The organism is Enterococcus sp. DIV0213h (assembly GCF_051711285.1).
GTDB classification, from domain to species: Bacteria; Bacillota; Bacilli; order Lactobacillales; family Enterococcaceae; genus Enterococcus_D; species Enterococcus_D casseliflavus.
In genome coordinates this window covers 2,487,307-2,512,728 of the sequence record NZ_JBIOMH010000001.1, presented here as the reverse complement: position 1 = coordinate 2,512,728, position 25,422 = coordinate 2,487,307, and the positions used below count along the sequence as shown (strand labels likewise).

At 38.5% G+C, this 25,422-nt stretch carries 25 protein-coding genes; 23 read left to right on the top strand and 2 right to left on the bottom strand.

All coding sequences use genetic code 11. The features are described from left to right. Positions 1-239: 239 nt before the first annotated feature. From IGI77_RS11525 to IGI77_RS11450, 16 genes are all read left to right on the top strand, one after another. A complete protein-coding gene (locus tag IGI77_RS11525) occupies positions 240-1,022 on the top strand; it encodes a glycosyltransferase (RefSeq protein WP_005229538.1) in 783 nt (260 codons plus the stop codon). Positions 1,023-1,042: 20 nt separating this feature from the next. Continuing rightward, positions 1,043-1,768 (top strand): glycosyltransferase family 2 protein, encoded by a 726-nt coding sequence (locus IGI77_RS11520; RefSeq protein ID WP_005229540.1) that lies wholly within the window; start codon positions 1,043-1,045, stop codon positions 1,766-1,768. Further along, positions 1,768-2,124, top strand: coding sequence for a DUF2304 domain-containing protein (locus IGI77_RS11515; protein WP_005229543.1), 357 nt, complete (start codon positions 1,768-1,770; stop codon positions 2,122-2,124). Before IGI77_RS11520 ends, IGI77_RS11515 begins: the two co-directional genes overlap by 1 nt. Further along, the gene (locus IGI77_RS11510) at positions 2,121-3,215 is read left to right on the top strand and encodes a glycosyltransferase (protein WP_005229545.1); all 1,095 of its coding nucleotides are present in this window, start codon (positions 2,121-2,123) and stop codon (positions 3,213-3,215) included. The genes IGI77_RS11515 and IGI77_RS11510 overlap by 4 nt, the downstream gene beginning before the upstream one ends. Further along, entirely contained in the window at positions 3,215-3,949 is a 735-nt protein-coding gene (locus IGI77_RS11505; RefSeq protein WP_438770090.1) for a glycosyltransferase family 2 protein, read from the top strand. Before IGI77_RS11510 ends, IGI77_RS11505 begins: the two co-directional genes overlap by 1 nt. A gap of 184 nt (positions 3,950-4,133) precedes the next feature. Next, complete coding sequence (locus IGI77_RS11500) at positions 4,134-5,102, top strand: glycosyltransferase (RefSeq protein WP_438770088.1); 969 nt, start codon at positions 4,134-4,136, stop codon at positions 5,100-5,102. Further along, a complete protein-coding gene (locus IGI77_RS11495) occupies positions 5,103-6,524 on the top strand; it encodes a lipopolysaccharide biosynthesis protein (RefSeq protein ID WP_142965296.1) in 1,422 nt (473 codons plus the stop codon). It begins immediately after the preceding gene. A gap of 76 nt (positions 6,525-6,600) precedes the next feature. Beyond that, positions 6,601-8,928 (top strand): N-acetylmuramoyl-L-alanine amidase, encoded by a 2,328-nt coding sequence (locus tag IGI77_RS11490; RefSeq protein WP_438770085.1) that lies wholly within the window; start codon positions 6,601-6,603, stop codon positions 8,926-8,928. A 153-nt stretch (positions 8,929-9,081) separates the two neighbouring features. Further along, positions 9,082-10,356 (top strand): endolytic transglycosylase MltG, encoded by a 1,275-nt coding sequence (mltG, locus tag IGI77_RS11485; protein WP_373193034.1) that lies wholly within the window; start codon positions 9,082-9,084, stop codon positions 10,354-10,356. A 115-nt stretch (positions 10,357-10,471) separates the two neighbouring features. Next, positions 10,472-10,951, top strand: coding sequence for a transcription elongation factor GreA (greA, locus tag IGI77_RS11480; RefSeq protein WP_005229556.1), 480 nt, complete (start codon positions 10,472-10,474; stop codon positions 10,949-10,951). A 152-nt stretch (positions 10,952-11,103) separates the two neighbouring features. Next, entirely contained in the window at positions 11,104-11,835 is a 732-nt protein-coding gene (gene liaF / locus IGI77_RS11475; RefSeq protein WP_325844911.1) for a cell wall-active antibiotics response protein LiaF, read from the top strand. Then, positions 11,832-12,899 carry a sensor histidine kinase gene (locus IGI77_RS11470; protein WP_005229561.1) on the top strand — a complete coding sequence of 356 codons (1,068 nt, stop codon included), beginning with the start codon at positions 11,832-11,834 and terminating at the stop codon, positions 12,897-12,899. The genes liaF and IGI77_RS11470 overlap by 4 nt, the downstream gene beginning before the upstream one ends. A 3-nt stretch (positions 12,900-12,902) precedes the next feature. Continuing rightward, positions 12,903-13,532, top strand: a complete 630-nt coding sequence (locus IGI77_RS11465; protein ID WP_005229563.1) for a response regulator transcription factor — start codon at positions 12,903-12,905, stop codon at positions 13,530-13,532. Between the two features lie 86 nt (positions 13,533-13,618). Beyond that, the gene (locus IGI77_RS11460; RefSeq protein WP_005229566.1) at positions 13,619-14,284 is read left to right on the top strand and encodes a potassium channel family protein; all 666 of its coding nucleotides are present in this window, start codon (positions 13,619-13,621) and stop codon (positions 14,282-14,284) included. A gap of 11 nt (positions 14,285-14,295) precedes the next feature. Then, positions 14,296-14,595, top strand: coding sequence for a HesB/YadR/YfhF family protein (locus IGI77_RS11455; protein ID WP_005229567.1), 300 nt, complete (start codon positions 14,296-14,298; stop codon positions 14,593-14,595). Between the two features lie 58 nt (positions 14,596-14,653). Then, on the top strand, positions 14,654-15,598 hold the full coding sequence (locus IGI77_RS11450; protein ID WP_015510025.1) for a glycosyltransferase family 2 protein: 945 nt from the start codon (positions 14,654-14,656) through the stop codon (positions 15,596-15,598). Positions 15,599-15,662: 64 nt separating this feature from the next. On the opposite strand, the gene IGI77_RS11445 is transcribed toward IGI77_RS11450, so the two are convergent. Beyond that, positions 15,663-16,658: a phosphoglycerate dehydrogenase gene (locus IGI77_RS11445; protein ID WP_438770534.1), complete on the bottom strand. Its 996-nt coding sequence runs from the start codon at positions 16,656-16,658 to the stop codon at positions 15,663-15,665. Between the two features lie 26 nt (positions 16,659-16,684). Continuing rightward, positions 16,685-17,494 carry a DUF1189 family protein gene (locus tag IGI77_RS11440; RefSeq protein WP_118215611.1) on the bottom strand — a complete coding sequence of 270 codons (810 nt, stop codon included), beginning with the start codon at positions 17,492-17,494 and terminating at the stop codon, positions 16,685-16,687. Between the two features lie 132 nt (positions 17,495-17,626). On the opposite strand from IGI77_RS11440, the gene IGI77_RS11435 reads away from it, so the two are divergent. The 7 genes from IGI77_RS11435 to IGI77_RS11405 all read left to right on the top strand — a co-directional run bounded on the left by IGI77_RS11435 (position 17,627) and on the right by IGI77_RS11405 (position 25,410). Next, on the top strand, positions 17,627-18,070 hold the full coding sequence (locus IGI77_RS11435; RefSeq protein WP_249686285.1) for a GtrA family protein: 444 nt from the start codon (positions 17,627-17,629) through the stop codon (positions 18,068-18,070). Positions 18,071-18,145: 75 nt separating this feature from the next. Beyond that, positions 18,146-18,751: a superoxide dismutase gene (locus IGI77_RS11430; protein ID WP_060792203.1), complete on the top strand. Its 606-nt coding sequence runs from the start codon at positions 18,146-18,148 to the stop codon at positions 18,749-18,751. Positions 18,752-18,892: 141 nt separating this feature from the next. Next, complete coding sequence (locus IGI77_RS11425) at positions 18,893-19,093, top strand: cold-shock protein (RefSeq protein WP_005229578.1); 201 nt, start codon at positions 18,893-18,895, stop codon at positions 19,091-19,093. A gap of 253 nt (positions 19,094-19,346) precedes the next feature. Continuing rightward, positions 19,347-20,372 (top strand): LCP family glycopolymer transferase, encoded by a 1,026-nt coding sequence (locus tag IGI77_RS11420; RefSeq protein ID WP_118215613.1) that lies wholly within the window; start codon positions 19,347-19,349, stop codon positions 20,370-20,372. Positions 20,373-20,779: 407 nt separating this feature from the next. Next, positions 20,780-22,900: a peptidoglycan D,D-transpeptidase FtsI family protein gene (locus IGI77_RS11415; RefSeq protein ID WP_060792205.1), complete on the top strand. Its 2,121-nt coding sequence runs from the start codon at positions 20,780-20,782 to the stop codon at positions 22,898-22,900. A 188-nt stretch (positions 22,901-23,088) separates the two neighbouring features. Next, entirely contained in the window at positions 23,089-23,370 is a 282-nt protein-coding gene (locus IGI77_RS11410) for a hypothetical protein (protein ID WP_015510017.1), read from the top strand. A gap of 3 nt (positions 23,371-23,373) precedes the next feature. Then, complete coding sequence (locus IGI77_RS11405) at positions 23,374-25,410, top strand: cation:proton antiporter (RefSeq protein WP_005229585.1); 2,037 nt, start codon at positions 23,374-23,376, stop codon at positions 25,408-25,410. Positions 25,411-25,422 lie beyond the last annotated feature (12 nt).

The window sequence follows — 25,422 nt, the reverse complement described above, 5'->3', positions numbered from 1 at the left end:
TGTACCTCCAAATACATATTATATATAGTATACTAGAATAATGACAAGTCTCCAAAAGAAAAACTTAAAAAAAGGCGTGGAATCCTTATTTTTTTTTATTTTTTGCCAAATAATGAGAGTTTGTCTTCTTTAAGTTTTTTTCGGGATTTTAATTTTTGTTGAGAATTACTAAAAAGTCGAGTATAATTTTTTAGAATTGGATATTTAAAACTCTTAACAATTCATGGAAAGGGATATTCATGCATACATTTGTTATTTGCGCTTATAAAGAGTCTTCTTTTTTAGAAGAATGTATACTTTCTTGTTTAAATCAGACGAGTCTGAAAAAAGGAAAGTCCAAGCTGATTTTGTACACAAGTACACCAAATACTTATATAACAGAGATTGCCAACTCTTATGAGATACCTATGTTTACTAGTTCAGGCGGAAGTATCGGACGAGATTGGAACAATGCATTGTCTTTTGTTGATACGCCATATGCGACGATCGTTCATCAAGACGACATCTATTTAAAAGAGTATGGTGAAAGCGTCATTGATGCGTTCGAAAATAATAATCAAACAAGTATTGTGTTTACGGATTATAAGGAAATCGATCAAGAAAGTCAAATCAGAAAAAGATCAATAAATCTTAAAATTAAAACGTTCGGTTTAAAAACAATGGGGTTATTACAATCAAAGTGGTATCAAAGGCGCATATATGCGTTTGGGAACTTTATTTGTTGTCCAGCTGTTTCATATAATTTGCGGGTGCTCAATGACTTCAAATTTAATGAACAGATGCGAATGGCAGTAGATTGGGATGCATGGGAACGAATCATGAAGCGACCGGAAAACATTTGTTACATCTCAAAAAATGCAATGTATCATAGAATTCACGAAGAATCTGAAACAACTGCAACAACCCTGGATAAAACGAGAGAAGCAGAAGAATTGGAAATGTACAAACGTTATTGGGGGAAAACTATTGCTTCTTTTCTCATGAAATTTTACGTGAAAAATCAAAAAAGCAATCAATTATAAGAAAAGTTAGGGTGTAAATCGTGAATCCAAGAATTTTACTGATTATTCCAGCATATAATGAAGCAGAAGGTATTGTCCAAGTAATCGACAAGGTACTCGAGTATAGAAAAAAAACACCATATAATTTAGATTATCTTGTTATCAATGATGGGTCTACAGACAATGAGGAAGCGGTATTATTGGAAAACAATATTCATCATGTCGAGTTGGTGAACAATTTAGGTATTGGAGGAGCTGTGCAGACGGGATATCTGTATGCATTAGAACACGATTATGATATCGCGATTCAATATGATGGCGATGGACAGCACGATATTGAAAGTTTAAGTCAGTTGGTTGAACCGATTATCAATAATCAGGCTGATTTTACCGTCGGATCCAGATTTGTAGAAGACAGCACGTCGACGTTTAAATCTACTGGTGCAAGACAATTAGGAATCAAGCTTCTTTCAGGACTTATTTACCTTCTGACAAAAATGCGCGTCAAAGATGTAACGAGTGGTTTCAGAGCAGGAAACCGGCAAGTAATCAGACAATTTGCCCATCGATATCCGAGCCAGTATCCGGAACCTGAAAGCTACATGCATTTAGTAGCCAAAAACATCCGGGTGAAAGAGATTGGGGTAAACATGTTCGAAAGAACGACTGGTCGCTCGAGTATTCATTTTTTCGACTCGGCAGCGTATATGGTTAATGTCTCTTTGGCTATTCTGATTGCATCTTTGATTAAAAAGGAGGAATCCTAATGCCGGTTCAATTACAAATTATTGCTATTTTTTTAGCATTTGCTTTTTTTGTCTTAACTGTTTATTTGATTCGTAAAGATCATGCAGAAGTACGTCAAATGAACAAATGGCTTTTACTGGGAATAATAATGTTGATCGGTGCATTATTTCCCAAAGTAGGGACGACGATCGCCCACTTTCTAGGGATCACTACACTCACTTCTTTAGCATTATATAGTTTAACAGCCTTTTTATTGTTTATCACTTTAACAACTAGTATTGCATTGATAAATACGCAAAGACAAGTCAAAACATTAACACAAGAGTTATCTTTTTTGAAAAAAGAAATTAGAGAAATGAAAGAAGGAGAAAAATGAAGGGCATTTATTTTTCCCAAGACTTGACCCATGCTGGTGGAATTCAAAAGAAGATCAATCGACAAATTGAAGAGTTTGAAAAAAATGGTTTTTCCATGAAACCCTTAATAAACCCAAAAAGGAATATAGGTCATCTGTTTATAAACCTAGTTCCTTTTTTTTCAAGACAGTTTTTTTTAAAAGAGAAAATAAATTGGCAAGAGTACGACTTTGTTTACATTAGAAAAAGTGCGGTTTTTGATAAAAGTGTTATCGATTTATTAAAGAAAATCAAGACAATGAATCCATCGATTATTGTCTTATTAGAAATTCCAACATATCCTTATATGAACGAATTTAAAGGAATTGTAAAATGGGACATTCAAGCCAAAGAACATCTCTGGACACCATATTTAAAACACTACGTTGATCGAGTTCTGACTTTTTCGGATGATGAAAAAATTTTTGATATACCATGTATCAATCTTTCGAATGCGTACGACTTTGCTAGTCCGATTGAAGGTAGTAATGAGGGAGATGGTGCAATCCGATTACTAGGGGTCGCAGCACTTTGTTTCTACCATGGATATGATCGCGTCATTCAGGGACTGCACGAATACTATAATTCATCTGATGCTAAGAGAAACGTCATGTTCACTTTAGTCGGGGATGGTCCTGTCTTAAAGGACTATAAAAAGCTGGTCTCTGATTACCACTTAGAAGAAAAAGTGAAGTTATTAGGCAGAGTAGAATTTTCTCAATTGGATCAGTTTTATCAGAATGCAGATATTGGGATTGACTCTTTAGCCCGTCATCGATCTGGAGTGACTTATAATAGTAGTTTAAAAGGAAAAGAGTATTTGGCGAAAGGGTTACCGATTGTTTCTGGAGTGAAAACTGATTTGGATAATTGTGATCTTCCGTTTTATTATCGTGTACCGAGCGATGATACACCAATCGATATTCCAAGCTTAATTGAGTGGTACGATTCAATGCTTGAAAATTCTTCAAAAAAGGAATTAAGCGCAGCTATTTTTCAATATGGTCTTAGTCATTTTACTTTTGAAAAAACCTTTAAGCCTGTAATTGACTATTTGAGGAGTACAAAATAATGGATGAGAAAATCAGTATAATAATTCCAATGTATAACGGAGAGAAATATATAGGTGAATGTCTCAATAGTCTTATGAATCAAACCTATAAAAACATCGAGATCATCGTTCTTGATGATGGCTCAACAGACGATTCAATAGAGGTAGGTAATGAAGTCATAAACAAAAACACATCCAGAGTTATTCGATTAGTTAGCAAGAGTAACGGTGGCCAATCAAGCGTTAGAAACGCTGGGCTTTTGAATGTCAGTGACAAATTTATTACATTCATTGACTGCGATGATTTTGTTACACCGATTTATTGTGAAGAATTGATGCGTGCGATTAAAACATGTGATGTTCAAGTTGCTATGTGCAAGTTTACCAAAGAAGAAACCGAGTTGAACTTATCTGTGGTTAATCCTCCCAAAATTGTTGAAGGGACATCTTTACAATTAATTGAGGAATTATACGATTCTGATTTTCCTGCGGGTTCTCCAACTATCAAACTTTATGCCGTGGAACTGTTCAAAGATGTTGCGTTCACTGAAGGAATTATTTATGAGGACGGGCTGTTTTTCTATGAAATGATTGATAGTAAAAGCTATTATTATCGAACAACAGAAAATTCAACTTTAACGAGTAAAATAAGCAAGAAGAATTTTGATGTTATAAAGAAAAACAGATTAACTGAGAACTTTTTAGAGAAATATCCAGAAGCATTAGGGCAATTCTATCAAAAATACGCAATCTGAATGATTGTATTGCTGTAAAATGTATTTATGATAAAACCCCGTTTTTTGTCAATTGATAAGAGAAATCTTATCAATTTATCAAGAATATGTAAAAGAGCATACCTCAAGACAGCTTCTCTATAAAAATTATTTTCTCTATAAATCATACTCACTGAAGTGAGTATGATTTATAGGAATAAAGAAAATGGGAAAAATGTATTTTCGCAAGAATATTAAAACATCGTATAGTAGCTTAGGAAGTAGGATCAGTGAAATGAAGAAAACAATAGGAATCTTAATTCTAAATTATTTAGCTTTTCAAGATACAATTGAATGTGTGGAATCTTTAATGAGTCAAACCTTTAAAAAGATAGATATCCTAATCGTAGATAATGATTCACCAAACGATTCATTTAAACGTTTATCAGATAACTTTGAAGATTCAGAGCAGGTTACAGTTGTAAAGATGAAAGAAAATCTTGGTTTTGCAAGAGGAAATAATTTTGGTCTATCACTTTTTAGAAAGAAAGGAATTGAAAGAGTCCTGGTTATAAATGGTGACACTCTCCTTGAAGATAGAACTTATTTAGAAAAACTAGCTTCAATATCGTACAATGAGGATATTGGCATGATTGGTACAAAAATTATCACCAGAGACGGAAAGAACCAAAATACGCTAAATGTCAATCTAAAAAAGAAAGCGGATTTGGTTTTCCATAGAATGATATTGTTATTGTTGGAAAGTTCATTGCGTTTAAATATCTATCCGCACCTTAAGAAATTGATGACGCTTCGGGACAACGCGTATCAATCAGTTTCTTTTTCGGTAGAAACCCAGGAAATACTAGATCCTTACGAGAAGACACTGCATGGTGCGGCAATCTTTTTTACGGAAAATTATTTGAGATATTATATTGGATTTTATCCGGAAACATTTCTTTATAATGAAGAAGATTATTTGGCAATCCTTTGTCAGCGGCTTGGATACAAACAACTGTATATACCATCGTTGAGCATTTACCATAAAGAAGATGCTTCGAGCGACCTATTATATAATGACAATCTGAAGAAGTCATATCTTTTTAAGTTGAAAAATGTAAAAAAGAACTTATCATTAATGAGCGGATTTTTTTCGTTATCAAATGAAGACTTAAAGAGAAGGATGAGTATTTAGATGAGAAATGCTTTTAGATCAGGTATGATTTTTACAGCAATCGGACAGTATAGCAATGTTTTGATCCAATTGCTGATAAACGTTGTACTGTCAAGATTAATACCAGTTGAAGAATTTGGGGTGGTAGCGAATGTTCAAGTTTTCCTAGTATTTTTCCAAATGTTTGTGACAGCTGGCCTAGGTCCGGCAATCATTCAGAACAAAGAGATGAAGGAAGAAGATTATGGCATAGTTTTTAACTATACAGTTCTGTTTGCGTTTCTGTTAGCTGTCGGTTTTGGGTTGTTCGGCCATTTTGTTGCGATTATCTATAATAATTCTATCTATAAATCGCTATTTTGGTTTATGTCGATCATTGTATTCTCAGAAGGAATGAACGTTGTACCAACGGCAATTTTAAATAAAGAATTGAGATTTCGAACCCTTAATTTGAGGCTCTTGTTCTGTAATCTTTTTGGTGCAATCTTTGGTATTGCCTCAGCTTTTGCTGGCTTTGGCGTTTATGCATTGATTTTAAGTGCCGCTATTCCTGCAATTGCTACGCTGTTTGCTAATTTTGCTGTAGTTAAGATCAAGTACACAAAAAGTTTAGACCCGCAACCTTTTAAAGTACTATGGTCATTCGCAAAAAACCAATTAGGTTTTACAATATTAAATTATTTTTCCCGTAATTCAGATAATTTACTAATTGGACGATTTTTAGGTCCCGTGCCCTTAGCAAATTATCAAAAGAGTTATCAAATGATTACTATGCCCAATACGGTATTTTTAGGTATTATTTCCCCAGTTCTGCAACCTGTTTTGTCACACCATCAAGATGATGTGAAGTTGATACGAGAAACGTTTTTAAAAATTGTCCATGTCCTAGGATTAATCGCATTTCCATTAACTATTTTTATGGTAATGAATGCTGAGGAAATAATCCTATTTCTCTTTGGTTCTCGCTGGTATGCCGCTGTCGTTCCTTTTTCAATATTGGCATTTAGTATATGGGCGCAGATGCTTACTTCTGCAACTGGAAGCATATTTATGGCAAGAAACCATTCAAAAACATTATTGAAAACGGGAATGATTTCAACTTTTTTGATTCTTAGTTTAACATTGGTTGGAATCAATTTCTCGAAGATAACTTATGTGGCTGCCTTTGTTTGTGCAGCGTATATCTTAAATTTTTTCACCTCCTACTGGATTTTAATGACAAAAGTCTTAGAAGGAAAACTTTCAGATGTTTTGAAGCAGCTGATCAGCCCAGTATGTATCAGTGTCGTTTTAGCAGCTGCTCTCTTTTTGTTCGATCATCTCATCACGATCGACACGAACTATTTCGTCTTACTGGTAATCAAAGGTATTTTATGGTTAATTCTATTGGTTTCATGTTTGTTGATTACAGGGGAAGTCAAAAAAATAAAATCTGTCTTTTAGATTTGCTATACTCAAGAAAATCTTGTGGTATTCAAATAAAAAATCGCATCTAATTAAAAAGGAGTGAGTAATTCATATGAAAAAAAGGTTGGCTAATTTCTTTCTGGTTCTAGTAATCCTTACGAGCAGTTTCAGTCCAATCATTGGACTTGCTGAAACGAACGTTGTAGGACAAGAAATGACAAGTAACGCTTCAGAGAGTTTGACAAATGAGCAAACCAGCAGTACTGATTCAAATTATCAAAGCGAATCTACAGAAACGACGGAAATGTCGGATAGTACTTCTACAACAAATAGTGAAAGTACAAGTTCAACTTCAGTAAGTGACTCAAGTACGCAAGATATAACAGAATCATCTTCAAGTATGTTTGATTCTACGACAGAGCAGACGACGTCTTCTTCCAGTGAAGAGGATGATATTGAATTAAAATCCGCAAAAGGTTTACCCAACTTGAAACTAATGGTACATATACAAACAGATGGGGAAACACAAGTACCACCAGCTAGTAATGTTACTGGTGGTACAGTTGGACAGGCGAAGCGCTTGGAGGGAATGTCGCTCGCTATTGATCCAGACAGCACAGAACTGAAAGGTAGTATCGTTTATTCCACGCATGTTCAAACTTATGGCTGGGATTTAGGCGAAAAAAGAGATGGCGAATTTTCTGGAACGATTGGTGAAGCTAAGCGCCTTGAGGCAGTCAAAATTAATTTGACCGATGAGTTAGCGGAGGACTATGATATTTATTACCGCGTCCATTCACAAACGTTTGGTTGGCTTGGATGGGCGAAAAACGGGAATGAAGCGGGTACTTCTGGATTTGCTAAAAGACTAGAATCTATCCAAATTCAGCTAGTGGAAAAAGGTAGTCCAGCACCCGGGAGCACTGATAAACCTTATGTTTCAACTGACAATGTAACCCAACCTTCGCTTCATTTATCTTCGCATGTTCAAACTTACGGATGGCAAGACTCCCAATCGAGCGGTCTTGTTTCTGGAGGTGTTACTGGAGAAGCAAAGAGACTAGAAGCGATTCAGCTTCGTTTAGATAATAATATTTATGATGGAGATATCGAATACCGTGCACATGTTCAGAGTTATGGTTGGCAATCCTACCAAACGAATGGTGCAATTGCAGGTACAACAAATGAAGCTAAACGGATAGAAGCGATTCAGATCCGCTTGACAGGAACCTTGTCTCAATTATTTGATGTCTATTATCGGGTTCACATTCAATCGTTTGGCTGGTTAGGGTGGGCGAAAAACGATCAAATGTCGGGAAGTGTCGCGCTCTCACGAAGAGTAGAAGCAATTGAAGTTCAACTTGTGCAAAAAGGAACGGCGCCGCCAGGAGATAGTACGATGCCGTTTATCTCCTACGAAACAATTGAAACACCAAGTATTCATTTGAGTGCACATGTTCAGACTTTTGGATGGTCGACGACGATTAATCCGGGCCAAGCGAGTATTGGAACAGTTGGTCAGGCAAAACGACTGGAAGCAATCCAGCTAAGTTTAGAAAACTCACCAGTTACAGGTGGAATAGAATATCGTACGCATGTCCAAACCTATGGTTGGCAAGGGTATCAATCTAATGGGAGTACAGCCGGTACAACAGGTGAGGCGAAACGGATCGAAGCACTCCAAATTCGACTGACCGGCAATATCTCATTGCTTTATGATATTTATTATCGAGTGCATTCCCAGACTTATGGTTGGCTTGATTGGGCTCGAAATGATCAGCGGGCTGGAACGAGTTCGTTAGCAAAACGTGTTGAGTCTCTCGAAATAAAACTTGTGCCTAAAAATCAACCGGCACCAGGATCGACAACCAAACCGTATATCGAAATGCAAGAGTTTCTATTTGTAATGGGACACGGAGGGATTGACCCGGGAGCAGTGGGAAGCGGGACAAATGAGCGAGACTTTACAAGAAATGAATTGCTTCCATATTTGCGGAAGTATGCCAATCAATTGAAAGAAAGCAGAATTAATTTTTATGATGTGTCACGCGATATGTTTACTGACACTCGAAACGGACAAGGAGCACACCTTGTAAGTAATGCAATCACTTCAGTTACAGAATTTCATCTAGATAGCGGAGGTATCGGAGCTTCTGGGGGGCACGTCATAGTGAGACCAGGGGGATCCAATTCAGTTAATATCGGGCTAGCGAATACCATTCGGACCTATGTCGGCTGGCATCCTTCATTTGTTAATTCGAATGGGTTGAGTTTTAGACAAGACTTATTGAATTTAAATATTTTCAGATCTAGAGGGATTGAGTATCGCTTAATGGAACTTGGCTTTATCTCCAATCCTTCAGATGTTGCGAGAATAAGAAACAATTTGGACAATATCGCAAAAAACATTGTGCAAAACGTGACCGGTGAAAAATTATAAAAGTTTTAAATGAGCAGAATGCTTAAGTAAAAAAAAGAATGTCATTTCTTTCTGATGAGTTTTCATGTATAATGATACAAGTCAAAAAGAAGAAATTAAGGAGGAGTTGTTTTGTCTAAACAACATCCAGAAGATTCTTTTAAAGAGAAAGTTATGGAGTCTTTAAAAGAATCAAGTTCAAAAAAAGAATCGATATCTGAACACAGCTTCTTGGATGACGATTCTGTGGGATCTCGTAGTAATCATCTAAATAAGAGTAAACATATAGAAGAGAAACAAAATCATTCTGCTTCTTCAGAAAGTTTGCAAGAAACTGTTTCTGAAAAAAACCAACGCAGATTGCAGCGCAGCAAGGAAGACAAAATAGTTAATAAAATCGTGTTGATTGTTGTTCTTGTTTTCTTAGTAATCGGCGGAATATTAGGTTTCTCAGCTTATCGATATGTTACTTCAAGTTTGCAGCCATTAGATCCCGATGATACTGAGAAGGTGACGATTGTTATTCCAAGCGGTTCTTCGAATAAAGCAATTGGTGAGATCTTAGAGGATGAGAACATTATCAAAAGTGGAATGATTTTTAATTATTACACAAAATTTAATAATCTGACGGGCTTTCAAGCAGGAACATATCATTTTTCACCAAATATGACACTGGAAGCGATAAGTGAGCAGTTGCAAAATGGCGAAGGCTCAGTCACCTCTGATGCAAAAGTGACGATTCCAGAAGGATTTGATGTTGATCAAATCGGTGATGCTCTAGCGGAAGCAACGAATATCTCGAAAGACGATTTCTTAGCTTTGATGGAAAGCGATGAGTTCTTTGAAAAAATGAAAGAAACCTATCCTGAGCTTTTAGCAAGTGCCGGCGATGCGCAAGGTGTGCGTTACCGACTAGAAGGATACTTGTTCCCAGCAACTTACGACTACTATACAGGGAATACCCTAGAAGAAGTCGTTACCCAAATGGTGGATAAATCAAATTCAGTCTTGTCAAAATATTTCGATCAAATCGCTCAAAAAGAAATGACGGTTCAAGAAGTCCTTACTTTGGCATCACTTGTTGAAAAAGAGGGCAGTAAGCTAGAAGATCGTAAAAATATCGCACAGGTATTCTTCAATCGTTTAGCGATTGATATGCCGCTGCAATCGGATATTTCGATTCTATACGCGTTAGGTGAGCACAAAGAGCTAGTTACTTATGAGGACACTCAAGTTGACTCTCCTTATAATCTCTATGTGCATACTGGCTACGGACCTGGACCATTCAACAATCCAAGTGAAGCAGCGATCCAAGCGGTCTTAGATCCAACACCGAACAACTACTATTATTTCGTTGCTGACATTCAAACCCAAGAAGTTTACTTTGCGGAAACCTATGAACAGCATATGCAATTAGTGGAACAATATGTAAACAATACCTCAAATTAAATTTTCATAGGTTTATAGTTTACATTTAAAAAAAAGCATGGTAATCTTTTGTGGACTCATCGCAAAAGATTACCTTTTGCGATTTATTAGAAGTTACTAAAAGGAGAAAAGAACTATGGTAGAAAAAGTTTACCCAATGACACTTGAAGGAAAAGAAAAGCTAGAACAAGAATTAGAAGAATTGAAAACGGTAAAACGCGGCGAAATCATTGAACGTATCAAGGTAGCCCGCAGTTTTGGCGATTTATCCGAAAACTCAGAGTATGAGTCTGCTAAAGATGAACAAGCGTTTGTTGAAGGCCGAATCACTACTTTAGAAAATATGATTCGTTTTGCAGAGATCATTGATAATGAGGGTGTAGACTCTGATGAAGTTTCCATCGGAAAAACAGTGATTTTTGTTGAGTTGCCTGATGGTGACGAAGAAGAGTACATGATCGTCGGTAGTGCTGAAGCAGATCCGTTTTCTGGTAAAATTTCCAATGATTCACCAATCGCTCGTGCCTTGATTGGGAAAAAAGTCAACGATGAAGTGACGATCTCAACGCCAGGCGGAGATATGCAAGTAAGAATCACAGAAGTAAAGAAAAGCTAATTGCTTGATCACTCGATCAATCTAGTTGACCCTGTTGTTCATTCTCCTTTAGGGAATTTGATCAAACAGGGTCTTTTTTCGGACCAGCGACGGATGGACAAACCATTTTTTTCAGGTATGATAGAGTAGAATTACTAGGAGGAGGAGCTTGAATGAAAAGTCCTTGGCGTTTTTTCTTTATTGTTGAAGCGCTCTTACTGCTTTTTGCGGTATGGCAAATTTTATCTAATCCACCATTATTATTTTTATTAATACTTGGTGTGACGTGCTTGGTCCTTGTGAACCGAAGTGAGCGCAAGAGCAATTTTAAAAATTTCTTGATGGTCTCAAGTTCCATTGCTATTTTGATCAGTTTGTTAAATAGTCCAGCACTGTGGCTGATGCTGATTTTTGCGATTTTATTTATTGGTTTAAAAGGAGTCGAGATTACCGGAATCGACTTAACTAAAAATTCATTCTGGCGCAAAAAACAAATGATTATCGTTGAAACTGAAGAACCCAAAGCTGATCATCCACTGAAACAAAAGCAGCAATGGTTAGGTAATGAACGGATCGGCAGTCAAGTCTATGAATGGGACGATATCAATTTAGATATCTTGACGGGAGACACTTTCATCGATCTAGGCAACACTTTATTGCCTAAGAAAGAAAACGTCGTGATCGTACGAAAAGGCTTTGGCAGAACTCGTATTTTAGTGCCTGCTGGTATAGCAATCAAATTAGAGCACAGTACTTTTATTGGCTCCGTTATCTTTGAAGGCGAAGAAACGAGCTTGAAAAATGAAAAATTGACGATCTACAGCCCGGATTATGGCGAAAATAGTCGGCGTTTGAAAATCTTGACGAATACTCTTGTTGGTGATGTTGAGGTGATTCGGGTATGATCGGGAAATTTTCAAGAGGCATGATTGCTTTTTATGCAGGATTAGCAAGTTTTTTCACCATGATTTTGATGCTGTTTTCCTATTTGTATGCCAGTGGGAAAAATAATTGGCTGATAGAAGTCTTTCAAATCAAGCTCTTCTTTATCCCAATCGTCTTTCACTTACTTGTAATATCTGCATTGATTGCTTTAGCTGTCTTTTTACTGATTTCTTTTTTTCGCAACCGTCAATACGGTCCGGTGGAAGAAAAGTTAAGACTGTTAGCCAGCGGCTATATCGATAGCCCTTTATTGGAAACAAAAATCCCCCATGCGTCTGAAAATCATTTGATTGCGAATGTGGATCGTGACATTGCCAGTATCCAATCGAAGATGAAACAGATGTCGATGGAATTACAGCAATTGAATGCGAAACCGCAGTTTGTTGATGGTCAGACGAAAGAAGAGATTTTAGAAGCAGAAAGGCAGCGTCTGGCTCGTGAATTGCACGACTCTGTTTCTCAACAGCTGTTTGCCGCCATGATGATGATGTCTGCACTAAATGAGCAAGCGATTCGAACAGATGCGCCAGAAAGCCAAAAGAAACAGTTAGCTATGGTCACAGACATTATCAATGCTTCGCAATCTGAAATGCGGGCGCTCTTGCTTCATCTACGACCTGTTACTTTGGAAGGGAAGAGTCTAAAGCAAGGAATCGAGCAATTGTTAAAAGAATTAGAGACCAAAATCAAAATTCTATTGACTTGGGATATTGAAGACTTTACGATGCCTAGTTCGATTGAAGATCAACTCTTTCGTGTGATCCAAGAACTCTTATCTAATACACTGCGTCACGCCAAGGCCAATGAGTTGGAAGTTTACTTGCATCGCATTGATAATAACGTGTTGTTGCGGGTGATCGATGACGGTGTTGGCTTTGATCCACAAGATCAAAAGGCCGGCAGCTATGGCTTGATGAATATCCGAGAACGGGTAAGTGCCGTTGGCGGAACGTTGAAAATTATTAGTTTTAAAAATCAAGGAACCAGTATTGAAATCAAAGTTCCACTGTTGAAGGAGGCATAACGTATGATTAAAGTGTTGTTAGTTGATGACCATGAAATGGTTCGTCTGGGGGTCTCTTCTTATCTATCGATTCAAGACGATATAGAAGTAATTGGGGAAGCGGAAAATGGTCGAGTCGGGTATGAAAAGGCATTGGAATTACGTCCAGATGTGATTTTGATGGATTTGGTGATGGATGAAATGGATGGGATCGAATCTACGAAATTGATTTTAAATGATTGGCCCGAAGCAAAAATCATTATTGTCACTAGTTTTATTGATGACGAAAAAGTCTATCCTGCTATTGAAGCGGGTGCGGCAGGTTACCTGTTAAAGACGTCTACTGCTCATGAGATTGCGGAAGCCATTCGTGCAACCCAGCGAGGAGAGCGGGTCTTAGAACCCGAAGTCACCACGAAAATGATGGATCGTTTGACGAATCGGACACCGATCCTACATGAAGATTTGACCAATCGGGAACAAGAAGTGTTACTGTTGATCGCCGAAGGAAAGAGCAATCAAGAGATTGCGGATGCACTCTTCATTACGCTGAAAACAGTGAAGACACATGTGTCAAATATCTTATCAAAATTAGAAGTAGAAGATCGTACACAAGCTACGATATATGCTTTTAAACATGGTTTGATAAAATAAAGTCTTAATAATCATACCTCCTCATGGCAAGCAGAGGAGGTTTTTGTTATACTAAATTATGATCTGGTAAAAAAGGAGCGTTTGTGGTGAAGCAAAATTATGCAATAATCGGTCTGGGCCGTTTTGGTGGCAGTATTTGTCGTACGTTGATTGAATCGGGGCAAGAAGTACTGGCGATCGATAGCAACGAAGATCGCGTCAATGAGTATATGAATATCGCCACCCATGCGGTGGTCGGCAACGCACAAGATGAGATGACGTTACGCTCATTGGGTATCCGTAACTTTGACCATGTCATTGTTGCGATCGGTGAGGATATTCAAGCTAGTATTTTGGTGACTTTGATGGTCAAAGAAATGGGTGTACCTAATATCTTAGCGAAAGCCCAAAACGAATACCATGCCCGTGTACTGGAAAAACTCGGCGCAGACCGTGTCGTTCATCCCGAACGTGACATGGGGATTCGCATCGCCCATAATCTAGTTTCCAAAAATATCTTAGATTATATTGAACTATCTGACGAATTTTCTCTAGCAGAGATTCGCGTGTCCAATCCACGCTTTTTCAATAAATCCCTGATTGAGCTGAATTTTCGACAAAAGTATGGTCTGACAGTCGTTGCGATTCGTCGGGGACCAGGACAAGTGATCGTTTCGCCTGATGCAGAGGCGATCGTGCGTGAAAATGACAATTTACTCGTGATCGGCAATACAGATGATGTAGATATACTTGATGAACATATGAATGATTAGGAGTGAAGAAAATGAACTTAACAATAAGTCCTGAAGCAATGCAATGGTTTAAAAAAGAATTGGTGGTAGACCAAGGAAGCGGGATTCGTTTTTTCGGAAAAATTTATGGCAAAACACAAGTGCATGACGGATTTTCCGTGGGAATGTCAGTCGATAAACCAGAACGTCCGATCGTCGAACAAACCATTGATGGCTTGCTTTTTTTTATTGATGAAGCAGACGAATGGTTTTTCAAAGGCTATGATCTAACTGTGGACTATGATGAAACGTTAGATGAACCGAAATATGATTTTAGTGAAGATAAAAAATAATATGAGTTTGGTCAAATGATGACCGATGTAACTCGATTGGCTCTAGGAGATGAAACCGATGTTATCAATTGTTGTACCTTGTTTTAATGAAGAGGCAAGCTTGCCGATATTCTTTGAAGAAACAGAAAAAGTGAAGAAACACTTAAATATGCCTTTTGAATATATTTTTGTTAATGACGGATCTTCAGATCAAACCCTGTCTGTTTTAAGAGACTTGTATCGTACACACCCTGAAAGTGTTCGCTATCTATCTTTTTCGAGAAACTTTGGCAAAGAAGCTGCTCTATATGCAGGATTGCAAGCTGCTAAGGGCGATTTTGTCACTGTGATGGACGCAGACCTGCAAGATCCGCCGACTTTACTGCCGGAAATGTTTGCGATGCTAGAAGCAAAACCGGAACTTGATTGTGTGGGGACCAGACGGGCGGATCGCAAAGGAGAACCGAAGATCCGCAGTTTTTTCTCAGATGCCTTCTACAATATTATCAATAAGATTGCCGATACTGAAATGGTAAACGGTGCGCGAGATTTTCGCTTGATGCGCCGCAATATGGTTGATGCAGTTTTACAGCTGTCAGAGTACAATCGCTTTTCAAAAGGGATCTTCAGCTGGGTGGGGTTTGATACAGAATACATCGCTTATGAGAATCGAGAAAGAGTAGCGGGTGAGACTTCTTGGTCATTCTGGAAATTATTCCAATATTCGATCGATGGCATCGTCAACTTTTCAGATACGCCTTTGAATATTGCCTCGTTTATTGGTGCGCTCTCCTGTTTTGGCTCTCTGATTGCTTTGATCTTTATTGTGATAAGAACCTTTATTTTTGGTGATCCAACGACAGGTTGGCCGTCAATGGTCAGCATTTTCTTATTTGTTGGTGGTTTGCAATTGCTTTGTTTAGGGATCATCGGCAAGTATATCGGAAAAATTTTCTTAGAGACTAAAAATAGACCTTTGTACTTCTTGAAAGAAACCGAAAAAGACCAAGAAAAACAACGATAAAATAAAAGTGTACAAACTGAGGGTTTTGCCTCCAACTGTACACTTTTTTTGCGGAAAGAGTTTGTTAGTATCCCTTATCCAAGTTTATCTCATTTTTTACAAGTTCTGGTTTCGTTAAAAATTGTTGGAAATTCGCTAAGAAAATATCCATAAATGCCTTTTGAAAATGGGGCGTGTGTCCTGAGATATGAGGAGTAATCAACAGGTTTTCGGTATGCCATAGCGGATCATTTTCTGGTAGAGGTTCCTCTTCAAAAACATCTAGTGCGGCAAATGCCAGCTGCTTTTTCTCTAATGCCTTTGTTAATGCGACAGTATCCACGCTAGGACCGCGACCGACATTATAAAATGAAGCGGAAGGCTTCATTTGTGCAAAAAAGGCTTCATCATACAAATGTGTGGTTTCTTCTGTCAGGGGAAGAATATTGATGATGCAATCGGCGGTTTTTGCGCAAGCGTGTAAGTCAGATAACGCAAACGTTTTTTCAAAACCCGTCACCTCATGGCCGCTTGTATTAATGCCAATCGGATGTACACCAAAAAAGGTTAATGCTTTGGCTAATCTTTGGCCGATTTGTCCCGTACCAACGATCAAAATCTCTTGATCAGATAGCTTTGCATAAGGAATCGTATCCGGTGCCCATTGCTGTTTTCTTTGTTGTTGGATTGCTTGGAAAATCCCGCGGTTTTCCATAAAGAGCAAAGCCAATAAATGGTCTGTAATCGATTCTGCGTGGATGCCACTGCCATTTGATAAGAGAATGTCGTATTTTGCAAACTCTTTTAATGGCAAGGTGTCCACACCAGCCGAAATCGCTTGGACCCATTTCAAATTTGTTTTTTCGGTTAACAGGTGTTCGTTCCATGCTGGCTTCCAACCGATAGTGATTTCCACTTGTGACCAATCAATTGCTTGGTCCTTTGAGTACACGAGAAATTGATAGTCTTTTTCCATTTGTTCCACATAAGTGTCGCGAAAGTTGCGAGTGGCTAAGATTATTTTTTTCATTGCCAAGCCTCCTTGTATCTTAAGTGTAGCAAAGAATGAGAAAAAAGCCATGTTCAATGAATTGAACATGGCATAGATCATTTTTTTAATTGTATTTTTGGTGAATCTTTGACACCTTGTGTAAATAAGAATAGGGAACCAAACAAAATAAAGGTGGTAGCATCAAAGGAAGGCAGCGCTAGTTGTACAATAACACTAATGAGTGTAGGCAATGCAGCACAGACAATGAGAATCTTTAAATTTTCGAAAAAGGTATAAGAGAATAGCTTCAATTTCGTATAGATCGTTGCAATAAAGGTTCCCATGATTAAGGTGATGAGTAAGCTGACAAACGTGGGATATAAGGCGACAAAAAAGACAATGATTTTTATCAGCCATGGGATCGCTTGGTTGGATAAGGTTTCTCGAATCGCCTGACCGTTAAGATTATGTAGTGCTGGTTCACTATAATCAAACTCTAATTGGTTTGAATCGAACATAGAAGTTGAGAAACCAGAAGAAGGGATACGAATGACCAGCTGATCTTTTAACAAACCTACTGCGATCACCGAGCCGGTGACATCAGATGCAATATCTGCTGGTGTACGATTGCCATCAGGATCAAAAGTAAAGATGATCGAATCGGTTTGATAGATGAACCCTTGCGTATTGGGAGCGACAGAAAGCTGTCCATTTTCGATCGTGAAATCAGGAATCGTTTCTCCGATTTTTTGTCCATCTGCTTGCACATCACGAAAGACGTCTAAGACATTGATGGTAACTGGCAAAGCCATCATCACGGCTGCACCTAATAGAAAAACGATCACTTTGGAAAACTCTGCTTTTTTGACGAATTTTAGCTCTGGTATTCGAAAAAAAGCAATTTTAAATAGTTGGACGATAGTCATTTGCTGATAAACTCCTTTGTGGTATAACTAGAGTAATTGTAACGAAGGGTTCTTAGGATTACAAGGAATTCACAAAAAAAGAGCCAAATATCTATTAAACAAGTAAATAAAGTAATGAAAGTAGGCATATGGATGCAAAAGTTTATTGAATACAAACAAATCTTACAACAAAAAAAGCTGTGGGAGCCGCTCACGTATTTATTTTTTGGTGGTTTGACCACCGTAGTCAATATTGTCGTCTATCTTATTTTTCGTGAAGGGTTTGGTTTTTATTATCAGACAGCGAATGTGATTTCTTGGATCGCTTCTGTTTTATTCGCTTACTTTACAAATAAGTTATGGGTTTTTGAAGCAAAAACAGAAACGAAGCAAGAGTCTTGGGCGGCATTTGGAAAGTTCATTTTTTTTCGCGTTTTATCATTAGGCTTGGACATGCTCTGTATGTATCTATTTATCTCAGTTTTAACTAACGGCGATCTTGTTGCCAAGCTGGTCACCCAAGTCGTTGTCGTTTTGGCAAATTATGTGTTTAGTAAATTTTTGATTTTCAATACGAAAAAAAGTGAGAAAAAGTAAGCATATTTTTTGAACAAAGTCTGATAGTCTGATAATGTTACTTATGTAAACATTATCATTGAGGAGGATTTTTTTATGACTTACACATTACCAGATTTACCTTACGCATACGATGCATTGGAACCATATATTGATGAAGAAACGATGCATTTGCATCATGATAAACACCACAACACTTATGTAACAAACTTAAATGCAGCGATTGAAAAACATCCTGAATTAGGTGAAAAAACAGTTGAAGAATTATTAGCAGACTTTTCTTCTGTACCTGAAGATATTCAAACAGCGGTTCGTAACAATGGCGGCGGGCATGCTAACCACACGTTCTTCTGGGAAATCTTAGGCCCAAATGCCGGTGGCGAACCTACTGGGGCAATCAAAGAGGCAATTGAAGAAACTTTTGGCAGCTTTGAAGACTTTAAAGAAGAATTTAAAACTGCTGCAACTGGACGTTTTGGTTCAGGTTGGGCATGGTTAGTCGTTAAAGACGGTAAACTAGCAATCACTTCAACAGCGAACCAAGATTCACCATTGATGGATGGTCAAACACCTGTTTTAGGTTTAGATGTTTGGGAACATGCGTATTACTTGAAATACAAAAATGTTCGTCCAGAGTACATCAATGCTTTCTGGAGTGTTGTTAACTGGGACAAAGTAAACGAATATTTCGCAAAAGCTTAATCAAACTATTAGGAAGAAGCCTGACTAAGGGCTTCTTTTTTGTTGATGGAAAGAAATTTCGTTATTGCTAACGCTTACATATTCCGCTATAATGAAATCGACGGAATCGTCGGATTATAATTATTGGAGGCTTTACACACTATGGAACATGGGAAAGTAAAATGGTTCAACAACGAAAAAGGGTTTGGTTTTATTACAGTTGACGGTGGCGATGATGTATTTGTTCACTTCTCTGCCATTCAAGGAGATGGTTTTAAATCGCTTGAAGAAGGACAAGAAGTTGAATTTACGATCGTTGAAGGTGCCCGCGGACCGCAGGCAGCGGAAGTAACCAAAGTCTAATTACTTAATTACAGAATCGACTGAAAACCTTGCAGCTAAGCAAGGTTTTTTTCGTCCTAGCTAGTTTCTGGCAAAACCATGAAGGAAAAGAATGAGAAAATTATTTCTTTCCTTCAAGTGAGGGATACTTTCTTTTGTTTCATTTACATTACATTTTTATTAAAACAAAAGTTTTATAACAAATGAGATTGCTGTATGATATAAATTATGCGAAAATTTAGTCGATTGTTATTTTTATCGGACGAGGTGCAAGATGCGAAAATATCAAAGAATAGTAATAGGAACATTAGGGATTTTAGTCCTGGGAATTATCGGATTAACTGTGTACGGCTTGCAAGTTTATAAAGATACAAGTTCAACTTTTGAACATATTTCTAAACCAGTAGATCGAAAAACAAAAAGGCGTTCAGAAACTGTCAACATTGAAAAAAGAGAGCCTTTTTCCATCTTGTTACTAGGAATTGATACCGGAGCTTTAGGAAGGACCGAACAAGGCCGTTCAGACAGCATGATGGTTGTTACAGTAAATCCAGAAAAAAAGCAATCTACGATTGTTAGCTTGGATAGGGATATATTTACTCAAATCGTCGGGTATGGAACGCTAGACAAGTTAAATCACGCATATGCTTTTGGCGGAGAAGCCATGGCAATGGATTCTGTGGAAAATCTTTTGGATATACCGATCGATCATTATGTGACAATCAACATGCAAGGCCTGAGAGATTTGATTGATGCAGTTGGTGGGATCAAAGTAACGAATGATATCGACTTTACGCTAGAGGGGGTTCATGTTCCAAAAGGAAAAATCACTTTAAATGGGAAAACTGGTCTAGCTTATGCACGCATGCGTAAAGAAGACCCAGAAGGAGATATTGGTCGGCAGAAAAGACAACGTGAGGTCGTAACAAAAATTCTAAAAAAAGTAATGAGTTTGGATGGAGTCAATAATTATCAGAAAATATTAAAAGCAGTTGAGAAAAATTCAAAGACGGATCTGACATGGGACGATATGCTAGATATCGGAAAAAACTATTTACCGGCTTTTACGACGATTCATCAAGAACAGCTGCAAGGGGAAGGGCAAATGTTGAATGATGTCTACTATCAGCTTTTAGGGGTAAATCAGCTCTTACACATGCAAAATACACTCAGAGAACAACTGGCCCTCCCTCCAAACAATCAGCTTTCACAAGGAGATGAACATACGCAAGGCTACGTGAACTATCAGTTCTATGATGACAGTGCAGTGTTTTCCGATGGTGAGGATGCGAGTGAATAAAACCACATAGCTGTCTTTCAATCATTTGAGGGTGTGTCGCTTTGCACATCTCCTTCAACTGTTCGATAGGATAGCGGAATCGATACATAGGCAACTGCTTGTGTGTCGATTTTTCGTTTATATGAAAGATCCCATCGATTCAATCCATCTAGTTTTCCACAAAAACTGAAATGTATTTCTTGTTTCACGAAATCAACAAATGAAAAAACATAAGAAAGCTTAAAAAAACAATTTTTTCATGAAAGAGTGAAAATGAAACAATCTATCTGTGAAACATTCAGGCAGATATCATTGAGTTTTTATAGTTTTTTCTAAGGATTAATGGATATTTTTTGTTTTTTCTGTTTCAGATCGAATTTTTTGGTAAAATAGGACAGTAGTCATTATAGATTGGAAGGATAGATGAGATGAAGAATTTGAAAGATAAAGTTGTCCAAGGGATACGTAAGGGGCCAGAAGAACCAAAGGCCAAATCGTATCGCAAATCTCATGTTCCATTTCGATTGAACTTTTTGTTTTTTATTATTTTTGCTTTGTTTGTATCATTGATTGTCCAATTAGGCTATCTACAGATCGTCAATGGCGACAATATTGAGCAGCAATTGAAAGCTTCATCTGTAGTGGAAGTAAAAGGAAGTGCCCCTCGGGGGATGATTTACGATGCTTCTGGGAAAGCTTTAGTGGAAAATCAAGCCAATGCAGCAATCACTTTTACCCGGGGAAACAAAATGACCGCTCAAGATCTTTTAGAAACGGCCAAAAAGTTGAGCGAGTTGATCGAAATGCCAGTCGACAAAAACTTGTCTGATCGAGATCTTAAGGACTTTTGGTTGGCAGATGAAGACAATCTTGAAAAAGCAACTGAACGATTGAGTGATGAAGAGCGTTCTTTAGGTACTTCTGAACAATATGCGGCAACCGTTGAGAAAGTGACCGAGGAAGAAATCAACTTCTCCGATGCCGAATTAGAAGCAGCCACGATTTTCAAGCGGATGAACAGCGCACAATCCTTGAGTACGGTCTTTATAAAGACGTCGGATGTGTCTGACCAAGAATTGGCAGTTGTTGCTGAAAACATGGTCGATTTACCAGGAATCTCCACCGGGACCGATTGGACACGAAAGATCGTTGAAGGAAGTTCTCTGGCTAGTTTGATCGGAACGGTGACTAGTGAAGAACAAGGAATACCTGAAGAAGTTCTAGACGAATTCTTAGAAAAAGGTTACGCACGTAATGATCGCGTTGGCCGTAGTTATTTAGAACAGCAATATGAAGAAGTTTTACAAGGAACAAAATCCATCTCTGAAATATCGCTTGACAACAACAACAATATTGAAAGCCAAAAAGAAACCTTTGCAGGTGCAAAGGGGGATAATCTGGTTTTAACACTCGATGCTGAATTTCAAGCGAAAGTTGACAAGATTTTGCAAGACAATTTTCAAAAACTGATTGATTCTGGTGCTGCAGAGTATTCCCCAGGGGTATACGCAGTGGCGTTAAATCCGAAAACCGGCGGTGTCCTTTCCATGTCCGGGTATCATCATGACACGGGATCAAATGAAATGCAGGAAAATGCCATTGGTACCTTTATTAATTCCTTTGTACCAGGGTCCGTCGTCAAAGCAGGAACCTTGGCTGCCGGTTGGGAAAACGGCGTCTTAAACGGCAACGAAGTGCTGCTGGATCAACCAATCAGAATCGGCTCCGATGTAAAAGCTTCTATTTTCAACCCAACTGGGGCAAATAATCGCAATCTTTCTGCGGAGCAGTCATTGGAAGTTTCTTCTAACTCCTATATGATGCAAGTCGCTTTACGTTTGATGGGCATCAATTATCAGTCAGGCATCTCGATTCCAACAGTGGATCGTCAAGGGGATGTCTACGAAAAACTCCGTTCCTCTTTTGCCTCTTTTGGTATGGGAACTGAAACAGGGATCGATTTACCAGGAGAAGCAACTGGTATCAGCACATCCATTGAGAACATGGACCCTGTCAGTGATGGCGGAAAGATCCTCGACTTAGCATTCGGCCAGTTTGATACTTATACGACACTGCAACTGGCACAATATGCAGCAACTGTTGCTAATGGTGGCAAAAGATTGCAGCCTCACATCGTTGACGGAATCTACGACAATGATGAAACAGGCGGACTAGGTTCGCTGATTGAGGACATCGAACCAACGGTATTGAACGAGGTTGGTTTATCAGATGCCCAAATGCAAATTATCCAAAATGGCTTTTACGATGCGGTTCATGGAACGGATGCTTGGGCAACTGCCAAAGGCTTGGCTTCTGCGAAAATGGAAGTCTCTGCCAAAACAGGTACTGCCGAAACACCCATCGTGGATAGTAATGGCAATACCATCAGCTTAGTTAACTTAAACATCGTTGCCTACGGGCCAAGCAGTGATGCGGATATTGCGATTGCGATCGTGATGCCTCAATTAAAAGGAGACACCGATACGCATCCCAATATTCAAATCGCGAAAGAGATCATGGATGCTTATTACGACTTGTATATGAAATAAACAAAAAATCGCAGTGAAAGCTGCGGTTTTTTTAGTTTATAAGAATGCGGATAGAAAACCATCTTTTAGTGAGAAAGACTTGCTATTTTTGAATGATTGGCTTAGAATACTAGCGGTCAAGAGATAATTTTGATTTATACGATAAATAAAAAGATAAACTGATAATAAAAGGGGCCCAAAGCACAATCATGAACAAGGAATGTTTAAGTAAACAAGAACTGATGAAACAGTTGGGACAATTTACACCAGCTGAAAAAAAAGAGATTCGTGAGTACTTGCAACGGAAAAATCCATTGCTTTTTCGTAAATTTGAGCGAATGAAACACGATCTTTACCGCTTGGAATCACGGCGTGTCCAATGCGAAATTGAAAATAACGAAAAGGAGTTAGGTCTTCTAAACGATAAGATCCTTTTGAAAAAAGAAGATTTTCTTGAGCTGTTATTAGCTATTCGAAAGAAAAGAGGGTAATGGATGGAATTTATTGAACTCGTCATTATCATTGCAATTCTCGTCACGTTATCAAATGTGGCGAGCAAAATATTACCCTCGGTACCGATCTTTTTTATTCAAATCATCTTAGGAATTTTACTAGGTTTAACAGAAATGGGACAGGAAATCGCTTTTGAACCGGAAATGTTTTTAGTAATGATCATTGGACCATTGCTGTTTCGTGAAGGAGAACGAGCAGATGTACCTGAAATCCTCAAAAACAGCAAGATCGTATTGTTTTTGGCTTTTGGCGGCGTTTTAATGACACTGTTTGCTGTCGGCGGAACGCTCCATTGGTTGATGCCCACGATTCCTCTGGCTGCTTGTTTCGCTTTTGGTGCTGCGTTAGGACCAACTGATGCAGTGGCAGTCTCCTCATTAGCAAAACGTTTGAAAATTTCCAAAAACATTATGCACATTCTGGAAGGCGAGGGCTTACTGAACGATGCTTCAGGGGTTACCGCATTGCAGTTTGCTATCGTAGCTTTGACCACCGGGAGCTTTTCAGCAGCCAACGCAGGGTTCCAGCTCCTATTCTCTAGTATCGGCGGCGGGCTTGTCGGTTACTTGATCGTGTGGCTGAAACGCCGAATTTTGCGCTTTATTGAAAAAATCTCGGCACAAGATGTCACAGTATACTTATTGATCGAACTGCTCTTGCCATTTGCTGCCTATTTGCTGGCCGAAATGATCGGGGTCTCAGGGATCATCGCAGCCGTTGTGGCAGGTGTAGCCCAAGCCCAAAGAAAACGACGGATCTCGTTGTTTGATGCGGAGCTGGCGAACATTTCAGAAAGTACTTGGTCGACCATTGTCTTTACATTGAATGCATTGGTGTTTCTTTTTCTAGGAATCGAGTTGTCACAAGTATTTTCACCAATCTGGGAGAGCAATAATTATGCAAACTGGCATCTAGTGATTACGATTTTGGTGATCACGGCGGTGATCTTCCTTGTTCGTTTTCTCTTTTTGTTGTTTTACTATTGGTTTTTACAGTCAAAAAAACAAGTATCAATGAATCAAGTCGCCTTGTTGACTTTTGGCGGAGTCAAGGGAACAGTCAGTTTGGCAGCCATCTTTATTTTGCCTGTGATGGTGCATGATGCACCCTTTCATGAAAGAGGCTTGCTTCTGTTTTTGACCGCTTGTGTGATCTTACTGACATTGATCATCAGCGTGATGGTCTTGCCATACTTGGCAGATGGGGAAGCTGCCGAAAGCGTCGACTTCAATCACTTGCTGATCTTAGAAGACGTCATCGAACAATTGGAAGCAGAAGAAAAGCAAGAACTCTCGGATAAAGGCCGTTTAGCGATCGATGCTGTCATCAATTCCTATGAAAATCGGCGCTGGGAGTTGTATCGCAATAGTTTGACTGATTCAGAAAAACAAGAAATCCAAGAAATTCAAGGATTGATCCTATCGATCGAACAAGACGGCTTGGATGAAGCTTATCGAAATGGGAAAGTCAGCTTAAATGGCTACCGTTTTTATTCACGGTTTATTTCTCAGCAACAGCATTCCCTCGCAAAACAAATTCTCTCATTCTTTAGTTTTTGGCTCTTCTTTATTCAGCGATTTATCCGTATTTTGATTCATCCTCGCTTGTTTTTACAGCGACAGCAGCAGCTAAAAGCTGCCTTGAAGCAACGAGACATTTCTGAAGTACAAAAAATTTACTTAAAAAACAGTGAATATATTTTTCATAGTTTGAGCAATTTAGAAGATGTCTATGATTCCTCGCTGATCAATTTTTTTATTCGTCAACGAGAAATGAGCATCAAACGATTTGAACACAGCAATTTCATTGAAACGATCATGATCGAGCAAGACCCGATTTTTGTTAAGAAAGTCCTTTGGGGCTATTACCTTGAGCGCAAAACGATCGATGAATATGAAGTGGCTGAGAAAATCTCAACGATTTCGGCAAATGAATACCGACGCAATGTCAATCTGTTAGAATCGTATGCGATGTCTCGAGCAGAAGAACAGCCGAAGCAGCGAATGTTTCGCCGATAATACGTCTCAAGA

What these genes read in the sequence shown, in the direction of transcription:
- IGI77_RS11405 (WP_005229585.1), top strand. Translation starts at nt 23,374, where the DNA reads ATGGAATTTATTGAACTCGTCATTATCATTGCAATTCTCGTCACGTTA.
- IGI77_RS11420 (WP_118215613.1), top strand. Translation starts at nt 19,347, where the DNA reads ATGCGAAAATATCAAAGAATAGTAATAGGAACATTAGGGATTTTAGTC.
- IGI77_RS11430 (WP_060792203.1), top strand. Translation starts at nt 18,146, where the DNA reads ATGACTTACACATTACCAGATTTACCTTACGCATACGATGCATTGGAA.
- IGI77_RS11410 (WP_015510017.1), top strand. Translation starts at nt 23,089, where the DNA reads ATGAACAAGGAATGTTTAAGTAAACAAGAACTGATGAAACAGTTGGGA.
- IGI77_RS11450 (WP_015510025.1), top strand. Translation starts at nt 14,654, where the DNA reads ATGTTATCAATTGTTGTACCTTGTTTTAATGAAGAGGCAAGCTTGCCG.
- IGI77_RS11435 (WP_249686285.1), top strand. Translation starts at nt 17,627, where the DNA reads ATGCAAAAGTTTATTGAATACAAACAAATCTTACAACAAAAAAAGCTG.
- greA (WP_005229556.1), top strand. Translation starts at nt 10,472, where the DNA reads ATGGTAGAAAAAGTTTACCCAATGACACTTGAAGGAAAAGAAAAGCTA.
- liaF (WP_325844911.1), top strand. Translation starts at nt 11,104, where the DNA reads ATGAAAAGTCCTTGGCGTTTTTTCTTTATTGTTGAAGCGCTCTTACTG.
- IGI77_RS11445 (WP_438770534.1), bottom strand. Translation starts at nt 16,658, where the DNA reads ATGGCTTTTTTCTCATTCTTTGCTACACTTAAGATACAAGGAGGCTTG.
- IGI77_RS11490 (WP_438770085.1), top strand. Translation starts at nt 6,601, where the DNA reads ATGAAAAAAAGGTTGGCTAATTTCTTTCTGGTTCTAGTAATCCTTACG.
- IGI77_RS11465 (WP_005229563.1), top strand. Translation starts at nt 12,903, where the DNA reads ATGATTAAAGTGTTGTTAGTTGATGACCATGAAATGGTTCGTCTGGGG.
- IGI77_RS11525 (WP_005229538.1), top strand. Translation starts at nt 240, where the DNA reads ATGCATACATTTGTTATTTGCGCTTATAAAGAGTCTTCTTTTTTAGAA.
- IGI77_RS11425 (WP_005229578.1), top strand. Translation starts at nt 18,893, where the DNA reads ATGGAACATGGGAAAGTAAAATGGTTCAACAACGAAAAAGGGTTTGGT.
- IGI77_RS11495 (WP_142965296.1), top strand. Translation starts at nt 5,103, where the DNA reads ATGAGAAATGCTTTTAGATCAGGTATGATTTTTACAGCAATCGGACAG.
- IGI77_RS11455 (WP_005229567.1), top strand. Translation starts at nt 14,296, where the DNA reads ATGAACTTAACAATAAGTCCTGAAGCAATGCAATGGTTTAAAAAAGAA.
- IGI77_RS11470 (WP_005229561.1), top strand. Translation starts at nt 11,832, where the DNA reads ATGATCGGGAAATTTTCAAGAGGCATGATTGCTTTTTATGCAGGATTA.
- IGI77_RS11415 (WP_060792205.1), top strand. Translation starts at nt 20,780, where the DNA reads ATGAAGAATTTGAAAGATAAAGTTGTCCAAGGGATACGTAAGGGGCCA.
- IGI77_RS11500 (WP_438770088.1), top strand. Translation starts at nt 4,134, where the DNA reads ATGGGAAAAATGTATTTTCGCAAGAATATTAAAACATCGTATAGTAGC.
- mltG (WP_373193034.1), top strand. Translation starts at nt 9,082, where the DNA reads ATGGAGTCTTTAAAAGAATCAAGTTCAAAAAAAGAATCGATATCTGAA.
- IGI77_RS11515 (WP_005229543.1), top strand. Translation starts at nt 1,768, where the DNA reads ATGCCGGTTCAATTACAAATTATTGCTATTTTTTTAGCATTTGCTTTT.
- IGI77_RS11510 (WP_005229545.1), top strand. Translation starts at nt 2,121, where the DNA reads ATGAAGGGCATTTATTTTTCCCAAGACTTGACCCATGCTGGTGGAATT.
- IGI77_RS11505 (WP_438770090.1), top strand. Translation starts at nt 3,215, where the DNA reads ATGGATGAGAAAATCAGTATAATAATTCCAATGTATAACGGAGAGAAA.
- IGI77_RS11440 (WP_118215611.1), bottom strand. Translation starts at nt 17,494, where the DNA reads ATGACTATCGTCCAACTATTTAAAATTGCTTTTTTTCGAATACCAGAG.